Below are 25,443 nucleotides of genomic sequence, written 5' to 3' on the forward strand. Positions count from 1 at the left end.
GGCGCATGGGTGCGTCAATGCCAAGCCCGGCCGCTATCCTTTGCGTCCCGGCCAAATGGGTGCAACTTTATCCGTCTGTGAGGCTCAAGGGTGAGCGCATGATCCTTGTAACCGGAGCGTCGGGATATGTCGGGGGCAAGGCACTTGCCGCACTGTCGCGCCAGGGCTTTCCGGCGGCGGGCATGGTCAGGACCACCGGAAAGCGTGTAGCAGGCCTGCCTGCCGAAACGCTGTTGCGGATCGCGGACTACGACGATCCCAGGAGTTTGTTGCGCGCCTTCGAAGGCGTCTCGACGCTGCTGCTCGTCTCGAGCGACGGAGACGGCCGGGACCTCCTTCGCCACCACGCCAACGCCATAGAAGCTGCCGCTTCCCGAAAAATATCGTCGATCGTCTTCACCAGCATCATCGACATCGACACGGACTCGCCGTTCTATTTCACACCTGTCTACCGGGATGCCGAGCGCAGGTTGCGCGAGAGCGGGCTGGCCTGGACGATCCTGAGATGCGGCCTGTATTCGGATCTCGTTCTGGACACCTGGATCAAACCCGCTTTTCCGTATGGAACGCTTTCGCTTCCCACGGGCGCTGGAGCGGTTGCGCCAATATCGCGACAGGATGTTGCTCTGGCCGCAGCAGCGGTGGTCGCGTCGCCAATGAAGCACGCAGGAAAGATTTATGAGCTGACGGGGCCACGGAAGCTGTCGTTTGACGAAATGACCGGGGCCGCAGGTTCGGCTTTCGGCCGTCGTCTTGCGTTCGCTCCCTGTTCGCCCGCGGACTACCTTCAACGCGCGTGGGCGGAAATGCAGGATCCCTGGCCGCACGCCTTTTCGACGTTGTGCCGATCCATAGAAGAGGGCCGCTACCAACGGGTTACGGACGCCTGCGGGCATTTGGTCGGACACCCGCCAACCGACTTTCGGAAATTCGTTGAGGACACAGCTGCTTTAGAGATCGCAGGGTCGAACTGAGCCGGCGTCACGGTCTTGGCCACCGGCGGCACTCGGTGTTAGAGATTGGCCGCCAAGCCTCGAACCGGACGGTGAGCCATGCCGCAGTTTTTGCGCCTTGCCCTTGTTCTTGGTGGCCTGCTGGCCATCTGCGCCGCCAATAGCCTGGCCCAGGCGGCTGGCATCGACGACCTCTACAAATCCCAGACCATCGTCAACGGCAAGTACGAGAAAAACCGCCAGGCCGGCTTCATGCGCTGTCTCGACGGGGTTCTGGTTCGGGTTTCCGGCGATCAGCGTCTGCCGGCGAAACCGGAGATGGCGGCACTGCGCGACAAGGCCGGCAGCTTCGTTGCCAGCTTTAGCTACCGCGACCGCATGGAAGGCATTCCCAACCATGACGATCAGGGCACGTACGATCGGCCTCATAACCTCTACTGCCAGTACAAGCCGGCTGACATCGACCCGGTGCTGGCTTCGCTCAGCAGCAGGCCGTGGCTGACCGAGCGGCCACCGCTGGCGGTGTTTTTGGCGACCGAGCGCGGCACCCAACATTTCGCGCTCGATGCCGATGACGAGCGCGGCGTGTTGATGCGCGAATCGTTCAGCAATGCCGCAGCACCGCTGGCCATGCAGGTGGCTTTTCCCACGGCAGCGCAGCTGTCGCAGGCCGGATTGGCCGATCAGGCGCTTCGCAACGCCGAGATGACGAAGCTGGATACCCTCGCGAAGAAGGTCGGCGCCGACCAGGCGCTTTCCGGCAGCCTCGTGTGGAGCGACAAGGAACTGGGCTGGATCGCCGACTGGCGGCTGGCCACGGCGGGCAAGACCTACAATTGGCAAGTCCGAGGCGTTTCTTTCGACGAGGCTTTCCGTGTTGCCATAAGCGGCGCGGCGCAGATCCTGTCGGGCAACGGGCAACCCGAATAGGCCTCGACCGGATTGCTGGCACAAACGTGTCGCATTGGTCAGCGGCAAGGGCTCGTGGTAAAAGTCACCGAACGAGAGTTTTGGCGATGAACAAATTCACCCTGACCAAGCCAGCCGGCGCGCGCAGCGTCGACGACATCACCGGCAGCCGCCGCTTGCGCCGCATGCGCAAGGCCGACTGGTCGCGCCGTCTCGTGCAGGAGAACAGGCTTTCGGTCGACGATCTGATCTGGCCGATCTTCGTTGTCGACGGCAGACAGGTGCGCGAGCCGATCGCCGCCATGCCGGGGGTCTTCCGCCTGTCGATCGATCTCGCGGTCAAGGAGGCCGAACGCGCGGCAAAGCTCGGCATTCCGGCACTCGCCACCTTCCCCAATGTCGACATCTCGCTGCGCGACCAGACCGGCTCGCACATCCTCGACCCAAACAACGTCATCAACCGCGCCACCCGCGCGATCAAGGACGCGGTGCCGGAGATCGGCATCATCACCGACGCCGCGCTCGACCCGTTCACCAGCCACGGCCATGACGGCATCCTGCGCGACGGCATCATCGTCAACGACGAGACGGTGGAACAGGTGACCGCCGCGGCCGTCATCCAGGCGGCGGCCGGTGCCGACATCATTGCGCCGTCCGACATGATGGACGGCCGCATCGGCGCCATCCGCGACGCGCTCGATGCCAACGGTTTCCAGGATGTGGCGATCATGTCCTATGCGACCAAATTCGCCTCGGCCTTCTACGGCCCCTATCGCGAGGCGGTCGGCACCGCCGGCCTGCTCAAGGGCGACAAGAAGACCTACTACATCGACCACGCCAATTCCGACGAGGCGGTGCGCGAGGCCGAGCAGGACATCGCCGAAGGCGCCGACATGCTGATGGTCAAGCCGGGCCTGCCCTATCTCGACATCATCCGGCGGCTCAAGGACGAATTCCAGATGCCGACCTTCGCCTACCAGGTGTCGGGCGAGTATTCGATGATCAAGGCTGCCGCCGCCAATGGCTGGATCGATGGCGAGAAAGCGATGCTGGAATCGCTCCTCGCCTTCAAGCGCGCCGGTTGCGACGGCGTTTTGACCTATTTCGCGCCCGAAGTGGCGGAACTGCTCAAGGGATAATTTCTCTTCCCGCCGACGGCCGGTCGCGGCGAGCAAATGCCGGCGATCCGCTTCGACATCCCTGACAATTTCCGGCTTCCAGCTAGGAGACCAGAGCGAGGGTCGTTTGACCATGCGCCGGGGTTTTTGCTTGGGTTTGAAATACCGCTTGCAATTCGCAATCAGTTTGCTAGAAAACAACCAATTGCAAAACACAACTGGCTATCGAGGAGGCTTTCATGTCCAAGCTGCGTGTCAACGCTTTCACCCTGTCGCTCGACGGCTATGGCGCTGGTCCCGATCAGGATATGCAAAATCCGCTCGGCGTCGGTGGGGAATCCTTGCACAAGTGGTTTGTCGACACTCGCACCTTCCGTGAGATGGTGCTCGGACAAGATGGCGGCACCACCGATATCAACGAGGCGTTCGCGGCGCGCAGTTTCGAAAATGTCGGCGCCTGGATCCTCGGCCGCAACATGTTCGGGCCGATCCGCGGCGCATGGCCTGACGACAGCTGGAAGGGCTGGTGGGGCGACAACCCGCCATACCACGTGCCGGTTTTCGTGCTGACCCACCACAAGCGCGAACCGATCGTCATGGAGGGCGGCACGACCTTTTGTTTCATCACCGACGGCATCCATTCGGCGCTTGAAAAGGCGAAGGCGGCGGCTGGGGGCAAGGATGTACGGGTCGGTGGCGGTGTCGACACCATCCGCCAGTACCTGCAGGAAAAGCTGATCGACGAGATGCACCTGGCGATTTCACCGGTGCTGCTCGGCAAGGGGGAGAACCTTTTCGCCGGCCTCGATATGGTGAAGCTGGGCTATCAGTGCGGCGAGCAAGTGGCGACTGCGCTTGCCACGCATGTGGTGATCAAGCGGGCGTAGGTGGCGAAGCCCTCGGCGCAAGCTTCTTTCTCCCCGTTCTACGGGGAGAAATGCCCGGCAGGGCAATGAGGGGCGGCGCTGCTTTTGGAGGTTAGAGCGTCCGATGGCAGTAAATTCGTCGACGCTAGCGCCGCCCCTCATCCGCCCTTCGGGCACCTTCTCCCCGTGGAACGGGGAGAAGGAAAAAGTGCTCAATACTTCTCCGGCACATAAAGCTCGCGCGGCAGCGTCTGACGTTCGTATTCGGGATTGAAGACGCGCTCCGGCAGCGTGATCTCTTCGTGTGGGACCTCTTCATAGGGCATCTGCTTGAGCAGGTGGTCGATGCAGTTCAGGCGCGCCCGCTTCTTGTCGTTGCCTTCGACGATGAACCAGGGGGCTTCCGGGATGTTGGTGCGTACGAAGGTCTCTTCCTTGGCCTTGGTGTACTGCTCCCAGCGCACGCGCGACTGCAGGTCCATCGGCGACAGTTTCCACTGCTTCATCGGATCGTGGATGCGCATCAGGAAACGCATCTGCTGTTCCTCGTCGGTGATCGAGAACCAGTATTTGACCACGGTGATGCCCGAACGGACCAGCATACGCTCGAACTCCGGCACGTCACGGAAGAACTCTTCCACCTGATCGGGCTGGGCAAAGCCCATTACCCGCTCGACGCCGGACCGGTTGTACCAGGAGCGGTCGAACAGCACGATTTCACCGCCGGCCGGCAGATGCGGCACATAGCGCTGGAAATACCATTGCGACTTCTCGCGCTCGGTCGGCGCCGGCAGCGCCACAACACGGCAGATGCGCGGGTTGAGCCGCTGGGTGATGCGCTTAATGACGCCGCCCTTGCCGGCCGAGTCGCGGCCCTCGAAGATCACCACCAGCTTCTTCTTGTGATAGGCGACCCAGGACTGCAGCTTGATCAATTCGGATTGCAAGGTGATCAGGTCACGAAAATACTGCATGCGATCGATCGAAGGCGGATGCGCGTTCTTGTAGATCTTGGCGATCTCCATCGACAGCGCCGGCTCCGACATTTCGAGCTCATAGTCCTCGTCGAGCGTGTCGGCGAGCTCGGCTTCCAGCCAGTCCCTGGCAGGAGAATTCTGTTTTAGCTCGGTCATATCAGCTGCTCCGGTTGCAAGCTCTGTCGATCCATGTCCGGCGCCCCAAACTCCCGGCTTACGGCCCGGAACGGCAACACCTGAGCCGACTTCAATATAGGCCGGCAGTGACGGTTTTATTGCAGTCCGAGCGCGATCCCCGCCGCTGCCAATCCCGCCAGGCATGATCGATCCGTCATCCTGGCATGGCGACAAGCCGCCCAAATTGTCCTACAAATAGCGGCCACATTCGGGGCGCCCTCCCCAGCCCCCTTCCCAACGCAATCGCGAGGACTGACATGGAATACCGCACTCTCGGCCGTTCCGGCCTGAAGGTTTCGACACTGACCATGGGCACCATGACTTTCGGCGGCGCCGGCGCGTTTTCGGCGGTCGGCAAGACCGACCTCGACGAGGCACGCCGGATGATCGATCTCTGCATCGATGCCGGCATCAACGTCATCGACACCGCCAATGTCTATTCGAACGGCATTTCGGAAGAGATCATCGGCGAAGCGCTCGGCGGCAAGCGCAAGGGCGACGTGCTGATCGCCTCCAAGGCACGGATGCGGATCGGCAAAGGTCCGAACGATGAAGGCCTGTCGCGCCATCATCTGATCCGCGAATGCGAGAAGAGCCTGAAGCGGCTCAAGACCGACGTCATCGACATCTACTTCCTGCACGAGTGGGATGGCGTGACGCCGTTGGAGGAAACCATCGCGGCGCTCGATACTTTGGTTGCCCAGGGCAAGATCCGCTATGTCGGCTGCTCCAACTATTCCGGCTGGCAGGTGATGAAGGCGCTCGGTATCAGCGACAGCCATCACCAGCCGCGCTTCGTCACCCAGCAGATCCACTACACGCTGGAGGCTCGCGAGGCGGAGTATGAGCTGCTGCCGATTTCCGTCGATCAGGGGCTGGGCGTGCTGGTCTGGAGCCCGCTCGCCGGCGGATTGCTGTCCGGCAAATACCGCCGCGACAGCCCCACCGCCCGCCAGCTCGCCGGCTGGTCCGAACCGCCGATCCGCGACGAGGACCGGCTGTGGCGGATCGTCGATGTGCTTGTCGAGATCGGCACGCAGCGCGGCGTGTCGGCAGCGCAGGTGGCATTGGCCTGGCTGCTTGGCCGGCCGGCCGTCAGTTCGCTGGTGATCGGCGCCCGCAACGAAGCCCAGTTGAAGGACAACCTCGCAGCCGCGAGCCTGGTGCTCACCGACGACGAACGCGGTCGCCTCGACGCAGTCAGCCGGCCGCCTTTGCTCTATCCTTACTGGCACCAGCAACTGACGGCAAAGGACCGCTTCGGCCCCGCCGATCTCGTTCTTGACCGCAGCGGCATCTGACGAGCAAGGTCTGGTGCAGAGGCGACGTTCTAACCCTGGATGAAACGCCAGACCTCGGGATCGGGCTCGATCTGGCCGCTGAGGACGAAATATTTGTAGAGCACGAGCAGGGAGATCGCCTGCTCGTCCTGCTCGTTGGAGAATTGGCGGCAATAGGCATTGGCCGCGGCGATGATGCGTTGCGCCTCGGCCGGGTGGTGTTCGAAATAGCGCACCTTGTCGGCGACATCGGCGAAATCCGGGTCGAGCGGCACATAGTGGACACCGGCCTCGAGTTGCTTTTCCGCAAACCATGTCTCGTATGTCGGCAACGGCATCAGGCAGAGCGAATTGGAATTCAGTATCCATTTGAGATTGGTCGCCACGTCGTTGCCTTCGAGCGAGACGATGTAGCGGTAACGCAGCTGTTGGCTGATGCTTAGGAAGGGCTTGCTATACTCGGCCGGCGCATACGGCTTGTGCGAGCCGGCGTCGCAAAACGGCAAGTCGCGCACTGCGTCGATAAATCTTGTCCGTTTCGGATTGTTGAGATCGCCGCGCCAGACCAGGGCCGGGCGCTTGTCGGCGAATGCAATTGCGTCGGCCGGCATGTGGAAATGCCGGAACTTGTTGAATTTCATGATGACAGCATTTTCGTCGTCAGCACGGATCGGCCGATCCTTGACGAGCGTCGGCACCTTCGGCACCTCGATGACGTCGCCGAATTCGACATCGACGAGCAATGCCGGATCGAAATAGCGGGCAAACTCCCTCAGATCGTAATAGTACATGGTCGGCGTGGAGGGCAGCTTGTCGAGACGCACCGCAGCCGGGCTGGGCGAAAACGCATCCTGCAGCTTGTTGTAGTAATTCAGCCGCCGCCGCACCGCCTCATCCGAGAGCCTGGCCTGTTCGAGGCGGCCCGCCAACCGCCGACGAAAGAGTGCCTGCGGGGCGATATCGCGCAAGACGTTGCGCGCATAGTAGAAAACCCTTGCCGTCGTTCGTTGTATGGTGGCCATAATTCACTTGATCAAAACAAACGGGCAGATCGCTGCACAGCGTGTTGGCACCCCTGTTCTCCCCTACACCATTGTGCCGCTGATCTTGCAAGCCCCAGACCATCATCGACGCGAACCGCCGGGGACCATCGCTTCAGCTGTTGTGTTTGACGGCTAATGCTCCTAGGCAGGACCATAGCCGCGAGGCAGTGAAAAGGAGCCGATATGGCGCGACCACCAAATTACGATCAGGAACGCAAGGAACGCGACCGCCAGAAAGCGGCCAAGAAGGCCGAGAAGCTGGCAGCCAAGGTTGCGGCGCGGGAACGTTCGAAGCCCGAGGACGAGACCGAAGGCGAAACCGAAACGGCAAAGTGACGGCAAAAGGCCCGCGGATGCGGGCCATGCCTCAATCCAGATGGCCGGCTTGTGTCAGGCCGGCGCCTTGTCGCTGACAAAGACGTCCACTTCGCGCGCTGCCGCAATGAAGGCGCGCCTGGCGTTCATCGCCGGCTTGTCGCCGGCCAGCGCGTCATGGCAGGCCTGCAGCGCCGCGCGATGCTTGGGGCTGCGCTTGCCGGGCCAGCTGTTGAGGAGGTAGTCGGAAGCCTCACGTGCCGTACGCAAGAGCTGAGTGCTTCCCGCCGCGACTGACTTCACAGTCACAGGTGTTTCAAATCGGTTGTTTTCCATCGCCGCTCCTTACGCCATCGGCGGCTGCGAAGCGAGGCCGAAAGTGCGCGCAGGTCCGGACGCCGCCTTTTGCGCGCCCCGTCCCTACGGGCCTTAGGCGGCGACGACGGCAAAGCCTCTGGCGCGAAGACCGCGCCGATCGTTGGCGAGCGACGTCACCAGCCGGTCGCGGCTGCCGACGATGTGGCCTGAAAGCAGGCGTGCGGCTTCATCGGCATCGCCAAGGCGTGCCGCCGCCAGAATGGCGCGATGTTCGGCCCAGGCGCGAGCAAGGGCCGCTTCGTCGCGAACCTCCAGCCAGCGCGCCCGCGACAGGCGCGTCATGGCATCGCGGACCGCCCGGAACAGGAATTCGTTGCCCGACAGACGCGCCAGTTCGATGTGAAAATCCATGCCGACACGATGCCATTCCTCGCGCGGCGTGTCGTTGTCGCAGGACTCGAGCATCGCCTCGATGACATCGACGGCGCTCCGGTCCGCCAAGCCGCATGTCAGGCGAAGTGCCGCAACCTCGACCGCCTCTCTGTAGACGGCAATCTGCTCGAGTTCGGCCAGATTGATGGGCGACACCGTCCAGCCACGTCCGTCCCTGCCGACCAGGCCCTCGGTCTCGAGCCGCAGCAGGGCTGCCCTGACCGGGGTTCGCGACGCACCGAAGCGGCTTTCGATCCAGCGCTCCGTCAGCTTCTCGCCGGGACCGATCTCGAGGCCCAGGATCATCTGCCGAAGCTGTTTTTCGACGCTCTGCATCTGCGACATGGTCGTTTCCATTTCTGGCCGTTGCTGGTTCGGGCCGTTTGCCGGCGATCGGCTTGCCGGCCGCGGTTCCCGTTCACGTTTGACAGGTCGCATTGACAGCGGCCAGGCTTGCGTCCATGACGGGCGCCATCTTGGTATCCCAAATTGGTATCCGCAGCAAGCATCGATAGAATTGCTCGGACAGGACATATGACATGCCGCAGAACACGCCCCCGGCGACCGACAGCACCTACAACATCCACTGGCGGCGCAATCTGTTCGTGTGCTTTGCCGGTTCGTTCTCGACGCTTGTCGCCATGACGCTGCTTTTGCCGTTCCTGCCGCTCTATATCGAGCAGCTCGGTGCCGAGGGCCACGCGGCGATCGTGCAATGGTCGGGGATCGCCTATGGCGCGACCTTCTTCGCGGCGGCGCTGGTGGCGCCGCTCTGGGGACGTCTCGGCGACCGCTATGGCCGCAAGGTCATGCTGGTTCGCGCCAGCTTCGGCATGGCCATATGCATGTCGCTGACCGGCATGGTGCAGACCGTCTGGCAGCTGGTGCTGCTGCGGCTGCTGATCGGTTTTGCCGGCGGCTATTCGTCGGGATCGACCATCCTCGTCGCCATGCAGACGCCGAAGGAACGTTCCGGCTGGGCGCTCGGCCTGCTGTCGGCCGGCATCACGGCTGGGGCATTGGTCGGCCCACTGGTTGGCGGTATCTTGCCGCCGCTGATCGGCATCCGCGCCACCTTCCTCTTGTCCGGCGGCGTCATCTTCCTGGCGTTCCTGGCGACCACGTTTCTCATCAAGGAGAATCCCCGGCCGAAAACAGCAGATGCCGCGTCGAAGCAGAAGCCGAAAGGCGGCTGGGCACAAATCCCCGACAAACGGCCTGTTATCGCCATGCTGGCGACCGGCATGCTGTTGAGTTTCGCCACCATGTCGATCGAGCCGATCATCACCGTCTATGTGCAGCAGCTTATCGAAGACCAGAGCCGCGTCACGCTGATATCAGGCGTGGTCATGTCGGCGGCGGCCCTTGGCGCCATCCTGTCGGCTTCGCGTCTCGGCAAGCTCGCCGACCGCGTCGGCCACTGGAACGTCATCATCGGCGCGCTTGCTGTCTCGGCGCTGCTGCTGATCCCGCAGGCCTTCGTCACGCAGAGCTGGCAGCTCATTGGCCTGCGCTTCCTGATGGGCCTGGCGCTGGGCGGTCTCTTGCCCTGCATCACCAGCGTCATCCGCCACAATGTTCCCGATGGGGTCGGGGGCAACGTGCTCGGGCTGTCGATCTCCGCCCAGTATGTCGGGCAGGTCGCCGGCCCCTTGCTCGGCGGCTTTGCCGGTGGTCATTTCGGCATGCGTTCTGTGTTTCTGGGCACATCCGTCTTGATGGCCGGGGGCGCGGTGTATAACTGGCTGGCGCAGTCACGCCGCGCGCAGGACATGCTCGCCAACGCCAGCAAGCCCTGACGGGTTGGGCGTATCCCTCTGATATCACGGAGCCACGGACATGAGCACGGCCGAGCAATTTTCCGGCAACATCGGCCGCATCCTCGTCCTGGCCGGGGGCCTCTGCGGCGCCGCCGGCGTGGCGCTGTCGGCCGCGGCGGCGCATCTGGGCGGCGCCTTCGTCGGCACTGCCGCATCCTTCCTGATCATGCACGCACCGGTCTTCCTCGCCGCCGGATTGCTTGGCGCGAACCGGATCCTGCACATCGGCAGCCTGATCCTGTTGGTTGGGCTTCTGTTGTTCTGCGGCGATCTGCTGGCCCGCGATTTTATCAGTTCGCGGCTGTTCCCGCTGTCGGCGCCGATCGGCGGCACGCTGCTCATCGCCGGCTGGCTGGCGATCGCTGCCTCGGCGCTGGTGCGGCCACGTTCCTGAAGCCTCCGGGCGCCCTGCCCGATACCAAGCCTGCGCCCATCAAACGTCGCTTGCGGAGCAAGTCAGTCCTGCCGGCGCTCGGGCTGGACAAGCGATTCGCGATTGCGTCGCCGCAGCCTCGCCAACCGACGCCCTTCCGGCCGTTCGGAAGCCGGCGCGATGCCCCAGTAGTTGCGGTAGATGTCTTCGAACAGATAGCTCACGGGATGCATGATGGGCACTCCTTTCAGCGCTTGAATCGATCCAATCGGCGGATGTCAAAGACAACCCCGATCAGATCCGCTTGCGCTCCACAAGGAATCGCAGATCGCGGACCCATGGACTGGCTTTGCCGCGGCGCCTCTGCGTCGTGGTGTTCGACGAGATGCTCCAGTCGTTGCGATAGATGTCTTCGAACAGAAAATTGACGGGGTGCATAACACATCTCCCTTTCCAAGGTTGAATCGATCCAATCAAAAGGTCAGATACGGATTGGATCGATTCAAACATACACCGCGCCGACCCCTTGATCAAGCCAAAATTTGAACCGATCCAACGAAAGTGTTAGAGGGGATGAATTCAGGAGACGAAAATGGCGCCACTGACCTCTGGAAAGACCAGGCCGATCCGGCTGGCAGACATTGCCAAAGCGGCCGGCGTCTCGCATGGCACCGCGTCCAACGTGTTCGCCCGCCCGGAGATCGTGCGCGAGGAGGTCCGTGAACGGGTCAAGGCGGCAGCCGAGGCCATGGGATATGGCGGGCCTGACCCCAAGGGCCGGCTGCTGCGCGCCGGCAAGGTCAATGCCATCGGTGTCGCGACCGCGGAGCCGCTGTCCTACTTCTTCGACGACCCTTTCGCCCGGGTGATGATGGCCAGCATCTCGCAGGCTTGCGACGCGACCGGTGCGGGGATCTCGCTGGTCTCCGCCGCCAACAAGGAGCAGCTCGCCTGGAACATCCAGAGCGCGCTTGTCGATGGCTTCATCGTCTTCTGCGTCGATGGCGGTTCCAAGCTGGTCGAACTGGCGCGTGACCGCAAGCTGCCCTTTGTGGCGCTCGATCTCGATTCAGACGACGACGAGGCGGTCGCCGCCATCGGTGTCGACAACATCGCCGGGGCCGGCCTGGCGGCCCGACATCTGACTGAACTTGGGCATCGTCGCTTTGCCGTGCTCGCCCTGCCCTGCGCGGACGCCGGCTTCGGCCCCACCACAAGGGAGCAAATGGAGAAGGCCCTCTATTCCGGGACGCGCGACCGCCTGCGTGGCTACTTCGCCGAACTCTCCCGCGTCGACATCGACGTCTCGCATGTGCCGATCTACGAAACGGTCAATGACGAGGAGAGCGTCTGGGCCGGCCTCGATCATATTTTCGCCGGTGCCGAGACACCGACCGCCATCCTGGCCATGTCGGACAGGATTGCCTTGCACGCACTGGACTGGCTGCGGCAGCGCGACATCACGGTGCCGGGCGACGTTTCGATCGTCGGCTTCGACGGTGTCCCGGAAGGAGCGGTTTCCAAGCCGCCGCTGACCACAATCGTCCAGCCGATCGCCGAGATGGGCCGCCTTGCCGTCAAGGCGATCCTTGAAAATGACGGCTCGCCCACCAGCCGGCAATTGCTGCCGGTAGAGCTCTTGGTGCGGGCCTCATCCGGCCCCTCGCCCGCCTGAAACGCCTGACGCCTCAACGCCCCATTCTTGTCGCCATCGACGACATGCCGAAGGACGCATGGACGGGCGGTGCCGGATTGTGAGCCGGCCTGCTTTTCCCGGACCAGCCGAGGCCCGAAAGCCATTCGAGATAGTAGGCGACCGCGAACTGCATGACGATGCCGGCCGATATCAACAGGCTGTCATAGGCAAATCCGCCCGGATTGATCAGCTTCAGCACTTGCGCCGCCATTGCGAGCACCGTGCCGGCAATGAAAACCGGCAGCGATCGTTTGCCCAATATGGCAAGCGGATGATCGCGCCCGGTGCGGAACAGGTTCGAGATGGCGGGGAATGCCACGATCAGGTAGCTCACCGCCAGGATATGCAGCAGCCTCGGCAGTGACAGGAATGTCTTGTCGAAGCCGGTCAGCACCGCAGGCAGGCCCAACCAGGATATCTGCCCCCAGAGCGGCTGTGCACCCAGACCAGCGCGGTCGCGGTGTAGGCCAAGGCCGCGCCAACCAGCCAGCGATTGACCGGGATGGTGCCGCCGCGACGCACATGCAGCGTGCCTGCCAGGCCGATGTTGAAAAGGAACTGCCACGACAGCGGGTTGAGAAACCAGAAGCCGGGCTCGGGATAGTTGGGCGGAGCAATCTGGTAGATCCCCGCGACCAGCCACAGTACGCCGGACGCGACCAGTGCCAGGGCCGGCCGATAGCTGACGAAGAGCAGGAAGACCGGCGCCAGCAAGAGCAGCACTGGGCATGCGATTGTCTCCATATCGATCATGCCGAGATAGATCATCACCTTTACATATGGAAATTCGATCATCTCACACATAATATGCATGAGATGAATAATCTCGCTGGTATCGATCTCAACCTCCTTGTCGTGTTGGAGGCCTTGCTTACCGAACGCCACGTCTCGCGGGCGGCAATACGCTTGAACAAGAGCCAGCCAGCCGTCAGCCATGCGCTCGCCCGGTTGCGCCACCTTCTCGATGACCCGCTGCTGGTCAGGCGGCAGGGTGGCCTCGAGCCGACGGCACGCGCCATGGAAATCGCCCCGGCACTGACCGAAGCGCTCGACCGCATGCGGCACCTTCTGGCACCGGCCGGCTTCGACCCGGCGACGGAGCGCCGAACGTTTCGGCTCGCCATGTCTGACTATGGCGCCGCGGTCGTCCTGTCGGCCTTGCTGCCGCTGATGCGGGCGCGGGCGCCGCATGTCGACCTCGTGGTCAGCCAGGCGAGCCGCGAGGTGATGGTTTCGCAAATCGTCGACGGCGAGATCGATCTTGCCTTCGGTGTCTTTCCCGGCCTCGATCGATCCGTGCGCTCGCACCGGCTGTTCGACGAGCGCTTTGCCTGTCTTGCCGATGGCGCAAGCCTTGGCGGCAGGAAGGCGATGGATCTGGCGACCTATCTGAGCCGGCCGCATGCACTGGTCGATTTGCGGCCCGAGCGTCAGGGCGAAGTCGACAAGGCCTTGGCCGAACTGGGCCACAAGCGGCGGCTCTGCCTCGTCATCCCGCATTGGGGCGTGGCGCCGCGCCTGATCGCCGGCACCGACCTGGTGCTTACCGTCGCCAGCCGGATACTGCCGGCGCCGGACAAGGGTCTTTGCGTGTTCGCCCCACCCTTCGAAATTCCGGCCTTTGAGTTCACGCAGATCTGGCACAAGCGACGGGACGGCGACCCGGCGCACCAATGGCTGCGGTCGCAGCTTCAGCACCTGCTTGGCGGTTGAACGGCGGCAGTTCGGAATGTGTTCTGGCATCAACGCCAGCCGGTTCTGCCGCTAGAGAATCGCGCCGCAGGCGCCCATGGTGGGAAAACGTGGCCGCCCAACCGGCCCAAGGGATGAAAATCCGTCTCACAGTCGGCACATTCGTTTGGTTCGAACATCTCCATGACCGCTGAACTATCCGCCGGCGCCACGGATCGCGCCGATGTGCCGGCCAGAGCCTTGCTCCTGCTGCCGCTGACGGTCGCCTGCGGTGTCTTCATGACCAGCCTCGACCAGAATGTCGTGGTCACGGCGCTACCCGGCATCAGCGAAAGCCTCGGCCGTCCGCCCAGCCAGCTCGGCCTGCTCATCACCGTCTATGTCGCCAGCCTGATCATCTCGATGCCGCTTGGCGGCTGGGCCGCCGACCGTTTCGGCCTGCGCAATGTCTACTGCTTTGCCTTGCTGATGTTCGCCGCCTCGTCGGCCCTGTGCGGACTGTCGAACGACATCTGGATGCTGGTTGGCGCCCGTGCGCTGCAAGGCTTCGGCGGCGCCTTGATGGGCACGCTCGGCCAGGTCGTCATCCTGTCGACCTTTCCGCGCAGCCGCACGCTCAAGATCAACATGTATATCTCGCTCGCCGGCCAGTCCGGACCGCTGGTCGGCCCGCTCGTCGGCGGCGCGCTGACCACTTACATCTCCTGGCGCTGGATCTTCTTCATCAACGTGCCGTTCGCGCTGGCGGCAGCAATTCTTGCCGCCTCGCTGTTTCCGACGATGACCAAGCCCGTGCGCACGCCGTTCGATTTTCCGGGCTTCCTGCTGGTCGGCAGCGGCATGGTGCTGCTGGTCTTCGGCATGGATTCGCTTGCCGCGAAGGATGCCGCCGGCGGCATCATTGCCGGTGAACTGGCGCTGGCGCTCGTCATCCTACAGTCGCCTCGTTCTACTGCCTGCGCGTGCGCAATCCGCTGCTCGATCTCAAGCTGTTGCGCATCCGCACCTTCCGCATCTCGTTCCTCACCGGTGGCGGGCTGGACACGATCGGCCTCAGCTCCATCGTCTTCCTGCTGCCGCTGATGTTCCAGCTCGGCTTCGGCATGAGCGCGGTGCAGGCGGGATCGCTGACCTTCGTCGCCGCGGTCGGCTCGGTGGCGATGCGGTTCTTCATGCCGCGCGTCCTCAACCGCTTCGGCTTCCGCCGCGTGCTGGTGTTCAACACGCCGATCGTCGCCGCCATGGTCGCCGGCTTCGCCCTGATGCAGGCGACCACGCCGGTCTGGATCGTTCTTGCCTACATCTTCATCTTCGGCGTCTTCCGTTCCGCACAATGGGCCTCGACCGGCAATCTCGCCTATTCCGACATCGCGCCCGAGCAGCTCGCCCGCTTCAGCGCGCTCTATTACATTCTGTGGCAGCTGGCGGTCGCGATCAGCGTCGGCCTGGCCGCCGCGGCGCTATCGTTTCTGGCCGGAGGTGGTCCAGCCGTCGCTGACGACTTCCGCATCCTGTTCGTGATCGAGGGTGTCATCACGCTCTGCGCGCTGCTTGCCTACCTCAAGCTGACGCCGCAGGACGGCGCCCATGTCAGCGGCCACGGCGCCCAGATGAATACCGAATAGAAGCTGCCGGCAGGCTGCTTCATTCGCTGAACGTCACCCACTCTTCCAGCGGCACGCGGTCGGTGCGGAAGGTGTTTTCAGGTTTTGAGGTGTCTTCATGGCCAAGCGCCATACCGCAGACGACGATCTCTTCGTCCGGAATGTCGAGCACCGGCCGGATCTGCCGGTGATAGGGCGCGAAGGCCGCCTGCGGGCAGGTGTGCAGACCCCTGCCCCGCGCCGCGACCATGATGTTCTGCAGGAACATGCCGTAATCGATCCATGAGCCCTGGTTGAGGCGGCGGTCGATGGTGAAGATCATGCCGACCGGTGCGTCGAAGAAGACGAAGTTGCGGTCGTGTTGGGCGCGCATCTTGTCGACCTCGCGGCGGCCGATGCCAAGCGCGCCATAGAGGCCGAAACCGTTGGCGCGGCGGCGGGTCAGATACGGCTCGAAGAACTGCGTGGGATAGTAGCGGTACTCGTCCCAATCGGCTTTTTCGGCGCGAATGCCGGAATTGAGAATGGCGTCGGTGATCCGCTGCTTGGTCTCGCCCTTGGTGACGTAGACCTTCCATGGCTGCATGTTGGTGCCGGACGGAGCGCGCGCCGCAACCGCCAGAATGGCGCGGATGGTGTCGTCGTCGACCATGTCGGGCAGAAATGCGCGCACCGAACGGCGCGACAGGATTGCCTCGTCGACAATCTCGGCATCGCCCGCAATTCGGGTGTTGTTCTTCAGCATGGGCCGTCCCTTAACCCTCGTCTCGACCGGACGTCCCCACTCGCCGTTCGTGCCCGAGCCTTTGCATGAACCACCAAAATCGCGCAAGCAAATCTTGTGCATCCGTGAAAATCCACTTGATTTTTTCACGAGCTTGACTTCTCATGAAATTTGACCGGATTTTTTCATGAAGTGAACGTTTTGCCTTCGCCTACAGCAAGAACATTACAGGGAACTGACGAACGCGTGCTGGCCGGCGATATCAGGGCCTTGCGCAGGGCGCGAGGGCTGACGCTCGCCGAGATCGGCTTGAAGCTTGGCCGTTCGGTCGGCTGGGTCAGCCAGGTCGAGCGTGGCCTGTCGACGCCGTCGCTCAGCGATCTCAGGGCCTTCGCCGAACTGTTCGGCGTGCCGATCAGCCTGTTCTTCAGCCATGACGTGCCTGTCGAAAGCGAGCGCGGCGTGGTTGTGCGCGCCGGCAGGCGCCGCACGCTTGGCACAAGCGAATCCGGCCTGGTGGAGGAGCTTCTGTCGCCCGATCTCGGCGGTAGCTTCGAGATGGTGCGTTCGGTCTTCGCGCCGGGCGCCGAGCTGAAGGCCGAGGCGCAGCGGCCGACCGAGGAAGCCGGATATGTCGCGTCCGGACTGTTCGACATAGAGATAGCAGGCGTCTGGCATCGGCTTGGCGAAGGCGACTCCTTTCGCTTCGAAGGCAAGCCTTACCGCTGGCGCAATCCGGGGACCGAGCCGGCAATTGTCATCTGGGTGGTTTCGCCGCCAGTCTACTAAGTCAATGTGGGAGAAGAACATGGCGGGTTTGCCGAGCACGGCGCGCGTGGTGATCATCGGAGGCGGCGCCGTCGGCACCTCCTCGCTCTATCATCTCGCCAGGGCGGGCTGGACCGACTGCGTGCTGCTCGAAAAGAACGAGCTGACCTCCGGCTCGACCTGGCATGCCGCCGGCAATGTGCCGACCTTCTCCTCGTCCTGGTCGCTGATGAACATGCAGCGCTATTCGACCGAGCTTTATCGCGGGCTGGCCGACGCGGTCGACTATCCCATGAACTATCACGTCACCGGCTCGCTGCGCCTTGCCCACTCGGTCGAGCGCATGCAGGAATTTCAGCGCGCCAAGGGCATGGGCCGCTACCAGGGCATGGACATCGACATTGTCGGCGTCGACGAGATCAAGCGCCGCTATCCCTTCATCGAGACGCATGATTTGAAGGGCGCGCTCTACGACCCGAGCGACGGCGACATCGATCCGGCGCAGCTCACCCAGGCGCTGGCCAAGGGTGCCCGTGACATGGGCGCGAAAATCATCCGCTTCTGTCCGGTCACTGGCGTGCGCCGCGAGAACGACGAATGGGTGGTCGAGACGGCCCAGGGCGAGATCCGGTGCGAGATCGTCGTCAATGCCGCCGGTTACCGCGCCGCCGAAGTGGGCCGGATGTTCGGCCGTGACGTGCCGATGATGGTGATGAGCCATCAGTACATCCTGTTCGAGGAGATCCCCGAACTGGCGGCATGGTCCAAGGAACAGGGCCAAAAACTGCCGCTGCTGCGCGACGTCGACACCTCCTACTATCTGCGCCAGGAAAAGAACGGCATGAATCTCGGCCCCTATGAGCGCAATTGCCGCGCGCATTGGGCCACCCACAACGACCCGATGCCGGACGATTTTTCCTTCCAGCTGTTCCCCGACGATCTCGACCGGCTGGAACATTATCTGGCCGATGCCGTCGCCCGCGTGCCGATCCTTGGCACGGCCGGTCTGTCCAAGGTCATCAACGGGCCGATCCCCTACGCGCCGGACGGCAATCCGCTGATCGGCCCGATGCCCGGCGTTCCCAATGCCTTCGAGGCCTGCGTCTTCACCTTCGGCATCGCCCAGGGCGGCGGCGCCGGCAAGGTGCTGGCCGAATGGGTGACCGAGGGCCAGACCGAATGGGACATGTGGTCCTGCGACCCGCGCCGCTTCACTTCCTTTGCTTCGGCGCCGGACTATTGTGTCGCCAAGGGCATCGAGATCTACGGCAACGAATACGCCATCCAGTTTCCGCGCCATGCCTGGCCGGAAGGCCGCGACCGCAAGCTGTCGCCGATCCATGATCGCATCAAGGCGCTCGGCGGCCGCTTCGATGCCTATAATGGCTGGGAGCGCGCCACCTGGTACGCGCAGGACGGTGACGACATCTCCGAGGAAGCCACACTGACCTTCCGCCGCGACGGGCCATGGCAGCATCGCGTGCGCGAAGAATGCCTCGCCGTGCGCGACGCCGCCGGCATCCTCGACCTGCCGGGTTTCTCGCGCTTCAACCTCGAGGGTCCGGGCGCCGCCGAATGGCTGAGCCTGCAGGTCACCGGGCTGGTGCCGAAACCCGGCCGCATCGGCCTCGTCTATTTCGCCGACGACAAGGGCCGCATCGTCACCGAAATGTCCGTCGTGCGCCACGACGAGAATGTGATGACGCTGATCACGGCGGCGGTCGCGCAATGGCATGATTTCGAATGGCTGAAATCGCGCATGCCCAAGGACGCGCCGTTCAGGCTGATCGACCGGACCGAGGAATTCTCGACCCAGATCCTGGCCGGCCCGAACTCGCGGAAAATCCTCGCCGATGTCTGCGAAGCCGACCTCACTCTGCCATGGCTGACGCATCAGGAGACGAAGATCGCCGGTCGCTGGGCGAAGCTTGTGCGCGTGTCCTTCGCCGGCGAACTCGGCTGGGAAATCCACACCAGGGTCGACGACACCGCCGCCATCTTCGATGCCATCTGCGCGGCAGGACAGCAGCACGGACTGAAGCCGTTCGGCATGTATGCGCTGGATTCGCTCAGGCTCGAAAAAGGCTACCGTACCTGGAAGGGCGATCTGTCGACCGACTACTCGATCCTGCAAGGCGGGCTCGAACGCTTCGTCAAATGGGATAAGCCCGACTTCCGCGGCAAGGCGGCGTTGCTGAACGAAAAACAGCAAGGTGTGAAGAAGCGCTTCGTCACGCTGGTCGTCGAGAACCCCGGCGATTGCGATGCGCCCTATATGTCAACGCTGTGGCATGACGGCAAGATCGTCGGCGAGACGACGTCAGGCGGCTGGGGCCATCGCATCGACAAATCGATCGCGCTCGGCATGCTGCGCGCCGACCTCGCGGAACCCGGCACCGCCATCGAGGTCGAGATCTTCGGCGAGCGGTTTCAGGCGATCGTGCAGAAAGATGAGCCGCTTTGGGATCCGAAGAACGAGAGGCTGCGCACATGAAGAAGGTGATCCTCACCGATGGCGGCATGGGCCAGGAACTGGTCCGCCGCAGCAAGTCCGAGCCGACGCCTCTATGGTCGGCCAGGGTGCTGATCGACGAGCCAGATCTGGTGCGCGACCTGCACGCGGAATTCATCCGCGCTGGCGCTCGTGTCATTACGATCAACACCTATTCGGCAACACCCGAACGCCTGGCGCGCGAGGGCGCGGAAGACCTCTTCAAGCCGTTGCAGAAGCGCGGCATCGAATTGGCCAGGCAAGCTTGCGAGCAGGCCGGCGAGGCAACCATCGCCGGCTGCCTGTCGCCGCTGTTCGGCAGCTACGCACCGGCGCTGACCATTTCATATCAGGATACGCTCGACATCTACCGCCGCATCGTTGCCGAGCAGGCGGATGGCGTCGACCTGTTCCTGTGCGAAACCATGGCGTCCACCGAGGAGGCACGCGCCGCGGTCACTGCCGCATCGGAAAGCGGCAAGCCGGTATGGGTGTCGTGGACGCTGGCCGACCACGGCAAGCCGCGGCTGCGCAGCGGCGAGGCAATAGCCAGCGCGGCAGGCGCGCTCGACGGCTTGGCCGTCGCGGCGCGGCTGCTCAACTGCTGCCGGCCCGAAGCGATCGCCGCGGCACTGCCTGAACTGATCGATCTCGGCGGCCCTGTGGGCGCCTATGCCAATGGCTTCACCTCCACCGAAGCGCTCAAGCATGGCGGCACCGTCGATGTGCTGCATGCCCGCCATGATCTCGGTCCGGACGCCTACGCCGACCAGGCGATCGGCTGGGTCGAGGCCGGCGCCGACATTGTCGGCGGCTGCTGCGAAGTCGGACCGCCGCATATCGCCGCCCTGCGCGACCGGCTCGAACAGGCCGGCTACGAAATTTCGGGAGAAATACATGCCTAGACCATCGTCGCGCATTTCCGGCATCGTGCCTTCGGGCAAGGATGGCTGGGAAGTCCATTCGGCCGCCTGGGCCCGCAAGGCGGCCGGCGAAGACATCATCATGCTGTCGGTAGGCGATCACGACTTCGACACACCTTCACAAACGATCGAAGCGTGCGTGACCGCGGTTCGCGGTAGCAACCACCACTACACGCCGCTTTCCGGCCTGCCGCGCCTGCGCAAGGCCATGGCGGCAGCCTCGAGCGCCTGCACCGGCGTCGAGACGACGTCGGATCAAGTCATCGCCACGCCGGGCGGCCAGGCCGCATTGTACGCCGCCGTGCAGGCCGTGCTCGACCAGGGAGACCACGCCATCGTGGTGGCGCCCTATTACGCCACCTATCCCAACACGTTCAGCGCCGCCGGCGCCAGTTTCACCGTAGTCGAGACACCGGCCGAGGACGGCTTCCAGCCGCGTGCCGAGATGATCCGCGCGGCGCTTCGGCCCAACACGCGCGCTATCCTTATCAACACGCCGAACAACCCCACCGGTGCGGTCTATTCGCGAGAGCGGCTGGAGCAACTTGCCGAGATATGCCGGGAGCATGACCTCTGGCTGCTGTCGGACGAAGTCTATTGGACGCTGGGCGGCGGCGAGCACGTCTCGCCGCGCTCGCTGCCCGGCATGGCCGAGCGCACTCTGGTCATCAATTCGATGTCCAAGAGCCACGGCATGACCGGCTGGCGCATGGGCTGGCTGACCGGTCCTGAAGCGATGATAACGCTGCTCACCAATCTCAATCTGGTGACGACTTACGGCTTACCGGCCTTCATCTCGATCGCCTGCGCCGAGGCGCTCGAGAACCGCTATGGCGTGAAGGACATCGCCGAACGCTATGCGGCGCGCCGCACCGTCTTCCTCGATGCCGTGCGCGGCATGAACGATGTCACCGTGCGCGGCTCCGAGGGCGGCATGTATGTCATGCTCGACATCGGCGACATCGAGCCGGACGACGAGAAATTCGCCTTCGCTTTCCTCGACAAGGAGAACGTCGGCGTGATGCCGGGCTCCAGCTTCGGCGAGGCAGCCGCCGGCCATATCCGCATCAGCCTCTGCCAGCCCGAACCCATGCTGCAAGAAGCAGCGCTCCGGCTGCGCCGTTTCGCTTCCAGCTATCGCCGCGAGGCCGCATGAATACCCAGAAAACCATCCCCGCCAAGGCAAGGGCCGTCATAATCGGCGGCGGCGTCTCCGGCTGCTCCGTCGCCTATCACCTGGCCAAACTCGGCTGGACCGACATCGTGCTGCTGGAACGCAAGCAACTGACGTCAGGCACGACATGGCATGCCGCCGGCCTCATCGGCCAGTTGCGCGGCTCCCAGAACATGACCCGGCTGGCGAAATATTCGGCCGACCTCTACGTCAAGCTGGAAGCCGAGACCGAGGTCGGCACCGGCATGCGCCAGGTCGGCTCCATCACCGTGGCGCTGACCGAAGAACGCAAGCACGAGATTTACAGACAGGCGTCTCTGGCCCGCGCCTTCGATGTCGACGTGCGCGAGATTTCACCCAATGAAGTCAAGCAGATGTATCCGCATCTCAATGTGTCGGATGTCGTCGGTGCCGTGCATTTGCCGCTCGACGGCCAGTGCGACCCCGCCAACATCGCCATGGCGCTGGCTAAGGGCGCGCGCCAGCGCGGCGCCACCATCGTCGAGAACGTGAAGGTCACCAAGGTCCACACCAAGGCCGGCCGCGTCACCGGCGTTTCGTGGGCGCAAGGTGAAGAACAAGGTACCATCGAGGCCGACATCGTCGTCAACTGCGCCGGTATGTGGGCGCGCGAACTGGGCGCGCAGAACGGCGTCACCATCCCGCTGCACGCTTGCGAGCATTTTTACCTCGTCACCGAGCCGATCCCCGGCCTCACGCGTCTGCCGGTGCTGCGCGTGCCCGACGAGTGCGCCTACTACAAGGAAGACGCCGGCAAGATGATGCTGGGCGCCTTCGAGCCGGTGGCAAAGCCATGGGGCATGGACGGCATCCGTGAGGATTTCTGCTTCGACCAACTGCCCGAGGATATGGACCATTTCGAGCCGATCCTCGAAATGGGCGTCAACCGCATGCCGATGCTGGCAACCGCCGGCATCCACACCTTCTTCAACGGGCCGGAAAGTTTTACGCCCGACGACCGCTACTATCTCGGCGAGGCGCCGGAGCTGTCCGGCTACTGGATGGCGACCGGCTACAATTCGATCGGCATCGTCTCCTCCGGCGGCGCCGGCATGGCGCTGGCGCAGTGGATCAACGATGGCGAAGCCCCCTTCGACCTGTGGGAAGTCGACATCCGCCGCGCCCAGCCGTTCCAGAAGAACCGCCGCTACCTCCGGGAGCGCGTCTCCGAAACGCTCGGCCTGCTCTATGCCGACCATTTCCCCTATCGCCAGATGGCGACCTCGAGGAATGTCAGGCGCTCGCCGCTGCACGAGCATCTGAAGGCCCGCGGCGCGGTGTTCGGCGAAGTCGCCGGCTGGGAGCGCGCCAACTGGTTCGCCCGTGAGGGCCAGGAGCGCGAATACCGCTATTCCTGGAAGCGCCAGAACTGGTTCGACAACCAGCGCGAGGAGCATCTGGCGGTCAGGAACGGCGTCGGTCTGTTCGACATGACCTCGTTCGGCAAGATCCGTGTCGAGGGCCGCGACGCTTGCGCCTTTTTGCAAAAGCTCTGCGCCAACGACATGGACGTGGCCCCGGGCAAGATCGTCTACACCCAGATGCTCAACCAGCGCGGCGGCATCGAGAGCGACCTGACGGTCTCGCGCCTGTCGGAGACGGCGTTCTTCCTCGTCGTCCCAGGCGCCACGCTGCAGCGCGACTTGGCCTGGCTGCGCAGGCACATCACCGACGAATTCGTTGTGGTCACCGATGTGACAGCGGCCGAAAGCGTGCTCTGCCTGATGGGGCCGGATGCGCGAAAACTGATCCAGAAGGTCAGCCCGAACGATTTCTCCAACGAGACCAACCCGTTCGGCACGTTCCAGGAGATCGAGATCGGCATGGGCCTGGCCCGCGCGCATCGCGTCACCTATGTCGGCGAACTCGGCTGGGAGCTCTATGTCTCGACCGACCAGGCAGCCCATGTCTTCGAGGCGATCGAAGAAGCTGGGGCAGATGTCGGCCTGAAACTCTGCGGCCTGCACACGCTGGATTCCTGCCGCATCGAAAAGGCTTTTCGCCATTTCGGCCATGACATCACCGATGAGGACAATGTGCTGGAAGCAGGCCTCGGCTTCGCTGTGAAGACGGCCAAGGGCGACTTCATCGGCCGTGATGCCGTGCTGCGCAAGAAGGAAGCCGGGCTGAACCGCAGGCTGGTCCAGTTCCGGCTGAAGGATCCGCAGCCCCTGCTCTTCCACAACGAGGCGATCCTGCGCGACGGCAAGATCGTTGGCCCGATCACATCAGGCAATTACGGCCATCACCTCGGTGGCGCCGTCGGGCTGGGCTATATCGAGTGCCAGGGCGAGAGCGAGGCGGATGTACTGGGCTCGTCGTACGAGATCGAGATTGCGGGTGAGCGTTTCGCGGCGGAAGCGTCGCTGAAGCCGATGTATGATCCGAAGGCGGAGCGGGTGAAGATGTAGCGCGATCTTTCCTTCTCCCCGTTTCACGGGGAGAAGGTGGCCCGAAGGGCCGGATGAGGGGCGGCGCCAAGTTTTACCAAGCTGGCGCCGCCCCTCATCTGCCTGCCGGCATCTTCTCCCCGTAAACGGGGCGAAGGACGCTAATCTTTTAAAACCGCTCCAGCTTCTTCCGCACCTTCGCCAGAAACGCAGCCCTCGTCGTCGGCGTCGAAGCATCCATCAGATAGTGCGCCAGGAAAAAGGTCCGGCAACGCGTCGCGCACAGTGCCCGCATCCCGCGCAAAAGGGTCTTGCGCCCCGGCTGGCCGACGACGACGCTCCACCAGGTCGGAGCGCCGCAAGTGGTGATGACGCCGACCTTGGTCACATGCGTCATCAGCGACTTGATCCGACCCTTGCCGGCCGGCAGCTTGAAGGCGACGTCCGTCGCCCACACCCGGTCGAGCCAGCCCTTCAGCATGGCCGGCAGCCCGTACCACCAGGTCGGATAGACAAACAGAATCGCTTCGGCCCAGTTGAGCAGTTCGAAATGCGGCTTCAGCGCTGGATCCTGCGGCGCCTGGTCGTTGTAGGAGCGCCGCTCGTCGCAGCCCATCACCGGGTCGAATTTCTCGGCATAGAGGTCGAGCAGCCGCACCTCCCAGCCTCTTCGCGTCAGCACTTCGACGGCAGCGTCGCGAATTGCCGCACAGAAGCTGTCGGGGACTGGGTGGCAGTAGACCACCAGCGCGCGCATCAGAACGCCTCCATGCGTGCCGCGACCTTGGCCATGAAAGCCTTGCGCGTGCCGTCGGTCGACAGGTTCATCGCGTAGTGCGCGAGGTAGGTCACCGGCGCGCCCGGTTTTACGGTGGCGCGCAGCATCCGCTTGATCAGCCTGCGCGGCGGATCGCCCATCAGCATGGCGCGGAAGCGGCTGCCGCCATAGGTGGTCACCGCCGCGACCTTGCGAATGTTGTGCAGCGACGGCTGCACCTTGCCGTCGACCAGCTTGAACGACACGCCGGGCAGGAAGACGCGATCGAAAAAGCCCTTCAGGATCGCCGGAAAGCCATAGTTCCAGACCGGATAGGAGAGCACCAGCGCATCCGCCCGCAGCAGGCGCTCGACATAGGGCGCAACCGCATCGGCGGGGCCACGCTGATTGTGATAGTCCAGCCGCTCCTGGCGCGTCAGCCGCGGATCGAAATCCTCGGCATGGAGATCGCAATCGTCGACCGTATGGCCCGCCGCCGTCAACCGCTCGACGATCATCCGGTGCAGGCCGGCATTGAAGCTGGTCTCGACCGGATGGGCGTAGAGGACAAGGATGTTCACAGGGGAATATCCCTTAGGTCAATGCGAGGCACCCCCCTCTG

Annotated in this window: 26 protein-coding genes and 1 pseudogene; 17 read left to right on the forward strand and 10 right to left on the reverse strand. The window is 63.5% G+C overall.

Annotation, left to right across the window (positions count from 1 at the left end; genetic code table 11):
* Positions 1-98 precede the first annotated feature (98 nt).
* The 4 genes from FCU66_RS29430 (at position 99) to FCU66_RS29445 (ending at position 3,867) form a co-directional block, all read left to right on the forward strand.
* Positions 99-974, forward strand: a complete 876-nt coding sequence (locus FCU66_RS29430; protein ID WP_168992180.1) for an NAD(P)H-binding protein — start codon at positions 99-101, stop codon at positions 972-974.
* A gap of 78 nt (positions 975-1,052) precedes the next feature.
* Positions 1,053-1,883 (forward strand): DUF2066 domain-containing protein, encoded by an 831-nt coding sequence (locus FCU66_RS29435; RefSeq protein WP_136622063.1) that lies wholly within the window; start codon positions 1,053-1,055, stop codon positions 1,881-1,883.
* Between the two features lie 86 nt (positions 1,884-1,969).
* Positions 1,970-3,001 (forward strand): porphobilinogen synthase, encoded by a 1,032-nt coding sequence (gene hemB, locus FCU66_RS29440; RefSeq protein WP_136622062.1) that lies wholly within the window; start codon positions 1,970-1,972, stop codon positions 2,999-3,001.
* A gap of 218 nt (positions 3,002-3,219) precedes the next feature.
* Complete coding sequence (locus FCU66_RS29445) at positions 3,220-3,867, forward strand: dihydrofolate reductase family protein (RefSeq protein ID WP_136622061.1); 648 nt, start codon at positions 3,220-3,222, stop codon at positions 3,865-3,867.
* A 191-nt stretch (positions 3,868-4,058) separates the two neighbouring features.
* Here FCU66_RS29445 and ppk2 read toward each other — a convergent pair whose 3' ends face one another.
* On the reverse strand, positions 4,059-4,979 hold the full coding sequence (gene ppk2 / locus FCU66_RS29450; RefSeq protein WP_136622060.1) for a polyphosphate kinase 2: 921 nt from the start codon (positions 4,977-4,979) through the stop codon (positions 4,059-4,061).
* A 278-nt stretch (positions 4,980-5,257) separates the two neighbouring features.
* On the opposite strand from ppk2, the gene FCU66_RS29455 reads away from it, so the two are divergent.
* Positions 5,258-6,301: an aldo/keto reductase gene (locus FCU66_RS29455; RefSeq protein WP_136622059.1), complete on the forward strand. Its 1,044-nt coding sequence runs from the start codon at positions 5,258-5,260 to the stop codon at positions 6,299-6,301.
* Between the two features lie 29 nt (positions 6,302-6,330).
* On the opposite strand, the gene FCU66_RS29460 is transcribed toward FCU66_RS29455, so the two are convergent.
* Entirely contained in the window at positions 6,331-7,302 is a 972-nt protein-coding gene (locus FCU66_RS29460; RefSeq protein WP_136622058.1) for a glycosyl transferase family 90, read from the reverse strand.
* Between the two features lie 204 nt (positions 7,303-7,506).
* Here FCU66_RS29460 and FCU66_RS29465 point away from each other — a divergent pair, with 204 nt between their 5' ends.
* Positions 7,507-7,659, forward strand: a complete 153-nt coding sequence (locus FCU66_RS29465) for a hypothetical protein (protein ID WP_081738829.1) — start codon at positions 7,507-7,509, stop codon at positions 7,657-7,659.
* Positions 7,660-7,713: 54 nt separating this feature from the next.
* On the opposite strand, the gene FCU66_RS29470 is transcribed toward FCU66_RS29465, so the two are convergent.
* Together FCU66_RS29470 and FCU66_RS29475 are read right to left on the reverse strand one after the other, a co-directional pair.
* Positions 7,714-7,947 carry a DUF982 domain-containing protein gene (locus tag FCU66_RS29470; protein ID WP_244506945.1) on the reverse strand — a complete coding sequence of 78 codons (234 nt, stop codon included), beginning with the start codon at positions 7,945-7,947 and terminating at the stop codon, positions 7,714-7,716.
* A gap of 120 nt (positions 7,948-8,067) precedes the next feature.
* A complete protein-coding gene (locus tag FCU66_RS29475; protein WP_136622057.1) occupies positions 8,068-8,733 on the reverse strand; it encodes a GntR family transcriptional regulator in 666 nt (221 codons plus the stop codon).
* Between the two features lie 194 nt (positions 8,734-8,927).
* Here FCU66_RS29475 and FCU66_RS29480 point away from each other — a divergent pair, with 194 nt between their 5' ends.
* Both FCU66_RS29480 and FCU66_RS29485 read left to right on the forward strand, forming a co-directional pair.
* On the forward strand, positions 8,928-10,187 hold the full coding sequence (locus FCU66_RS29480; protein WP_136622056.1) for a multidrug efflux MFS transporter: 1,260 nt from the start codon (positions 8,928-8,930) through the stop codon (positions 10,185-10,187).
* 40 nt (positions 10,188-10,227) lie between these two features.
* Entirely contained in the window at positions 10,228-10,602 is a 375-nt protein-coding gene (locus tag FCU66_RS29485; RefSeq protein ID WP_136622055.1) for a DUF423 domain-containing protein, read from the forward strand.
* Positions 10,603-10,664: 62 nt separating this feature from the next.
* Here FCU66_RS29485 and FCU66_RS29490 read toward each other — a convergent pair whose 3' ends face one another.
* Positions 10,665-10,814: a hypothetical protein gene (locus FCU66_RS29490; protein WP_136622054.1), complete on the reverse strand. Its 150-nt coding sequence runs from the start codon at positions 10,812-10,814 to the stop codon at positions 10,665-10,667.
* 61 nt (positions 10,815-10,875) lie between these two features.
* A complete protein-coding gene (locus tag FCU66_RS29495) occupies positions 10,876-11,019 on the reverse strand; it encodes a hypothetical protein (protein WP_136622053.1) in 144 nt (47 codons plus the stop codon).
* 154 nt (positions 11,020-11,173) lie between these two features.
* On the opposite strand from FCU66_RS29495, the gene FCU66_RS29500 reads away from it, so the two are divergent.
* Positions 11,174-12,256: a LacI family DNA-binding transcriptional regulator gene (locus FCU66_RS29500; protein WP_136622052.1), complete on the forward strand. Its 1,083-nt coding sequence runs from the start codon at positions 11,174-11,176 to the stop codon at positions 12,254-12,256.
* A gap of 13 nt (positions 12,257-12,269) precedes the next feature.
* Here the strand turns inward: FCU66_RS29500 and opgC are convergent.
* A pseudogene (gene opgC, locus FCU66_RS29505) lies at positions 12,270-13,000 on the reverse strand (OpgC domain-containing protein); the annotation flags it as partial.
* A 93-nt stretch (positions 13,001-13,093) separates the two neighbouring features.
* Between opgC and FCU66_RS29510 the strand changes: the two are divergent.
* The 3 genes from FCU66_RS29510 (at position 13,094) to FCU66_RS42210 (ending at position 15,594) form a co-directional block, all read left to right on the forward strand.
* Entirely contained in the window at positions 13,094-13,990 is an 897-nt protein-coding gene (locus FCU66_RS29510) for a LysR family transcriptional regulator (RefSeq protein WP_136622051.1), read from the forward strand.
* A 162-nt stretch (positions 13,991-14,152) separates the two neighbouring features.
* A complete protein-coding gene (locus tag FCU66_RS42205) occupies positions 14,153-15,052 on the forward strand; it encodes an MFS transporter (protein WP_246094075.1) in 900 nt (299 codons plus the stop codon).
* Positions 14,962-15,594 (forward strand): MFS transporter, encoded by a 633-nt coding sequence (locus tag FCU66_RS42210; protein ID WP_246094076.1) that lies wholly within the window; start codon positions 14,962-14,964, stop codon positions 15,592-15,594. The genes FCU66_RS42205 and FCU66_RS42210 overlap by 91 nt, the downstream gene beginning before the upstream one ends.
* A gap of 19 nt (positions 15,595-15,613) precedes the next feature.
* Here the strand turns inward: FCU66_RS42210 and FCU66_RS29520 are convergent, their stop codons facing one another.
* Positions 15,614-16,318 (reverse strand): nitroreductase, encoded by a 705-nt coding sequence (locus FCU66_RS29520; protein ID WP_168992179.1) that lies wholly within the window; start codon positions 16,316-16,318, stop codon positions 15,614-15,616.
* A gap of 225 nt (positions 16,319-16,543) precedes the next feature.
* Here FCU66_RS29520 and FCU66_RS29525 point away from each other — a divergent pair, with 225 nt between their 5' ends.
* The 5 genes from FCU66_RS29525 to FCU66_RS29545 are packed head-to-tail and all read left to right on the forward strand — an operon-like array spanning position 16,544 to position 24,085.
* Complete coding sequence (locus FCU66_RS29525; RefSeq protein ID WP_168992178.1) at positions 16,544-17,086, forward strand: helix-turn-helix domain-containing protein; 543 nt, start codon at positions 16,544-16,546, stop codon at positions 17,084-17,086.
* 19 nt (positions 17,087-17,105) lie between these two features.
* On the forward strand, positions 17,106-19,559 hold the full coding sequence (locus FCU66_RS29530) for a GcvT family protein (RefSeq protein WP_136622049.1): 2,454 nt from the start codon (positions 17,106-17,108) through the stop codon (positions 19,557-19,559).
* Positions 19,556-20,461: a homocysteine S-methyltransferase family protein gene (locus tag FCU66_RS29535; protein ID WP_136622048.1), complete on the forward strand. Its 906-nt coding sequence runs from the start codon at positions 19,556-19,558 to the stop codon at positions 20,459-20,461. Before FCU66_RS29530 ends, FCU66_RS29535 begins: the two co-directional genes overlap by 4 nt.
* Positions 20,454-21,635 (forward strand): pyridoxal phosphate-dependent aminotransferase, encoded by a 1,182-nt coding sequence (locus tag FCU66_RS29540; protein ID WP_136622047.1) that lies wholly within the window; start codon positions 20,454-20,456, stop codon positions 21,633-21,635. The genes FCU66_RS29535 and FCU66_RS29540 overlap by 8 nt, the downstream gene beginning before the upstream one ends.
* Positions 21,632-24,085: a GcvT family protein gene (locus FCU66_RS29545; protein WP_136622046.1), complete on the forward strand. Its 2,454-nt coding sequence runs from the start codon at positions 21,632-21,634 to the stop codon at positions 24,083-24,085. The genes FCU66_RS29540 and FCU66_RS29545 overlap by 4 nt, the downstream gene beginning before the upstream one ends.
* A 148-nt stretch (positions 24,086-24,233) precedes the next feature.
* On the opposite strand, the gene FCU66_RS29550 is transcribed toward FCU66_RS29545, so the two are convergent.
* Complete coding sequence (locus FCU66_RS29550) at positions 24,234-24,821, reverse strand: NAD(P)H-dependent oxidoreductase (RefSeq protein WP_136622045.1); 588 nt, start codon at positions 24,819-24,821, stop codon at positions 24,234-24,236.
* Complete coding sequence (locus FCU66_RS29555; RefSeq protein WP_136622044.1) at positions 24,821-25,402, reverse strand: NAD(P)H-dependent oxidoreductase; 582 nt, start codon at positions 25,400-25,402, stop codon at positions 24,821-24,823. The genes FCU66_RS29550 and FCU66_RS29555 overlap by 1 nt, the downstream gene beginning before the upstream one ends.
* Between the last annotated feature and the right edge of the window lie 41 nt (positions 25,403-25,443).

Source organism: Mesorhizobium norvegicum, assembly GCF_004919685.1.
In the GTDB taxonomy this organism is placed as follows: Bacteria; Pseudomonadota; Alphaproteobacteria; order Rhizobiales; family Rhizobiaceae; genus Mesorhizobium; species Mesorhizobium norvegicum.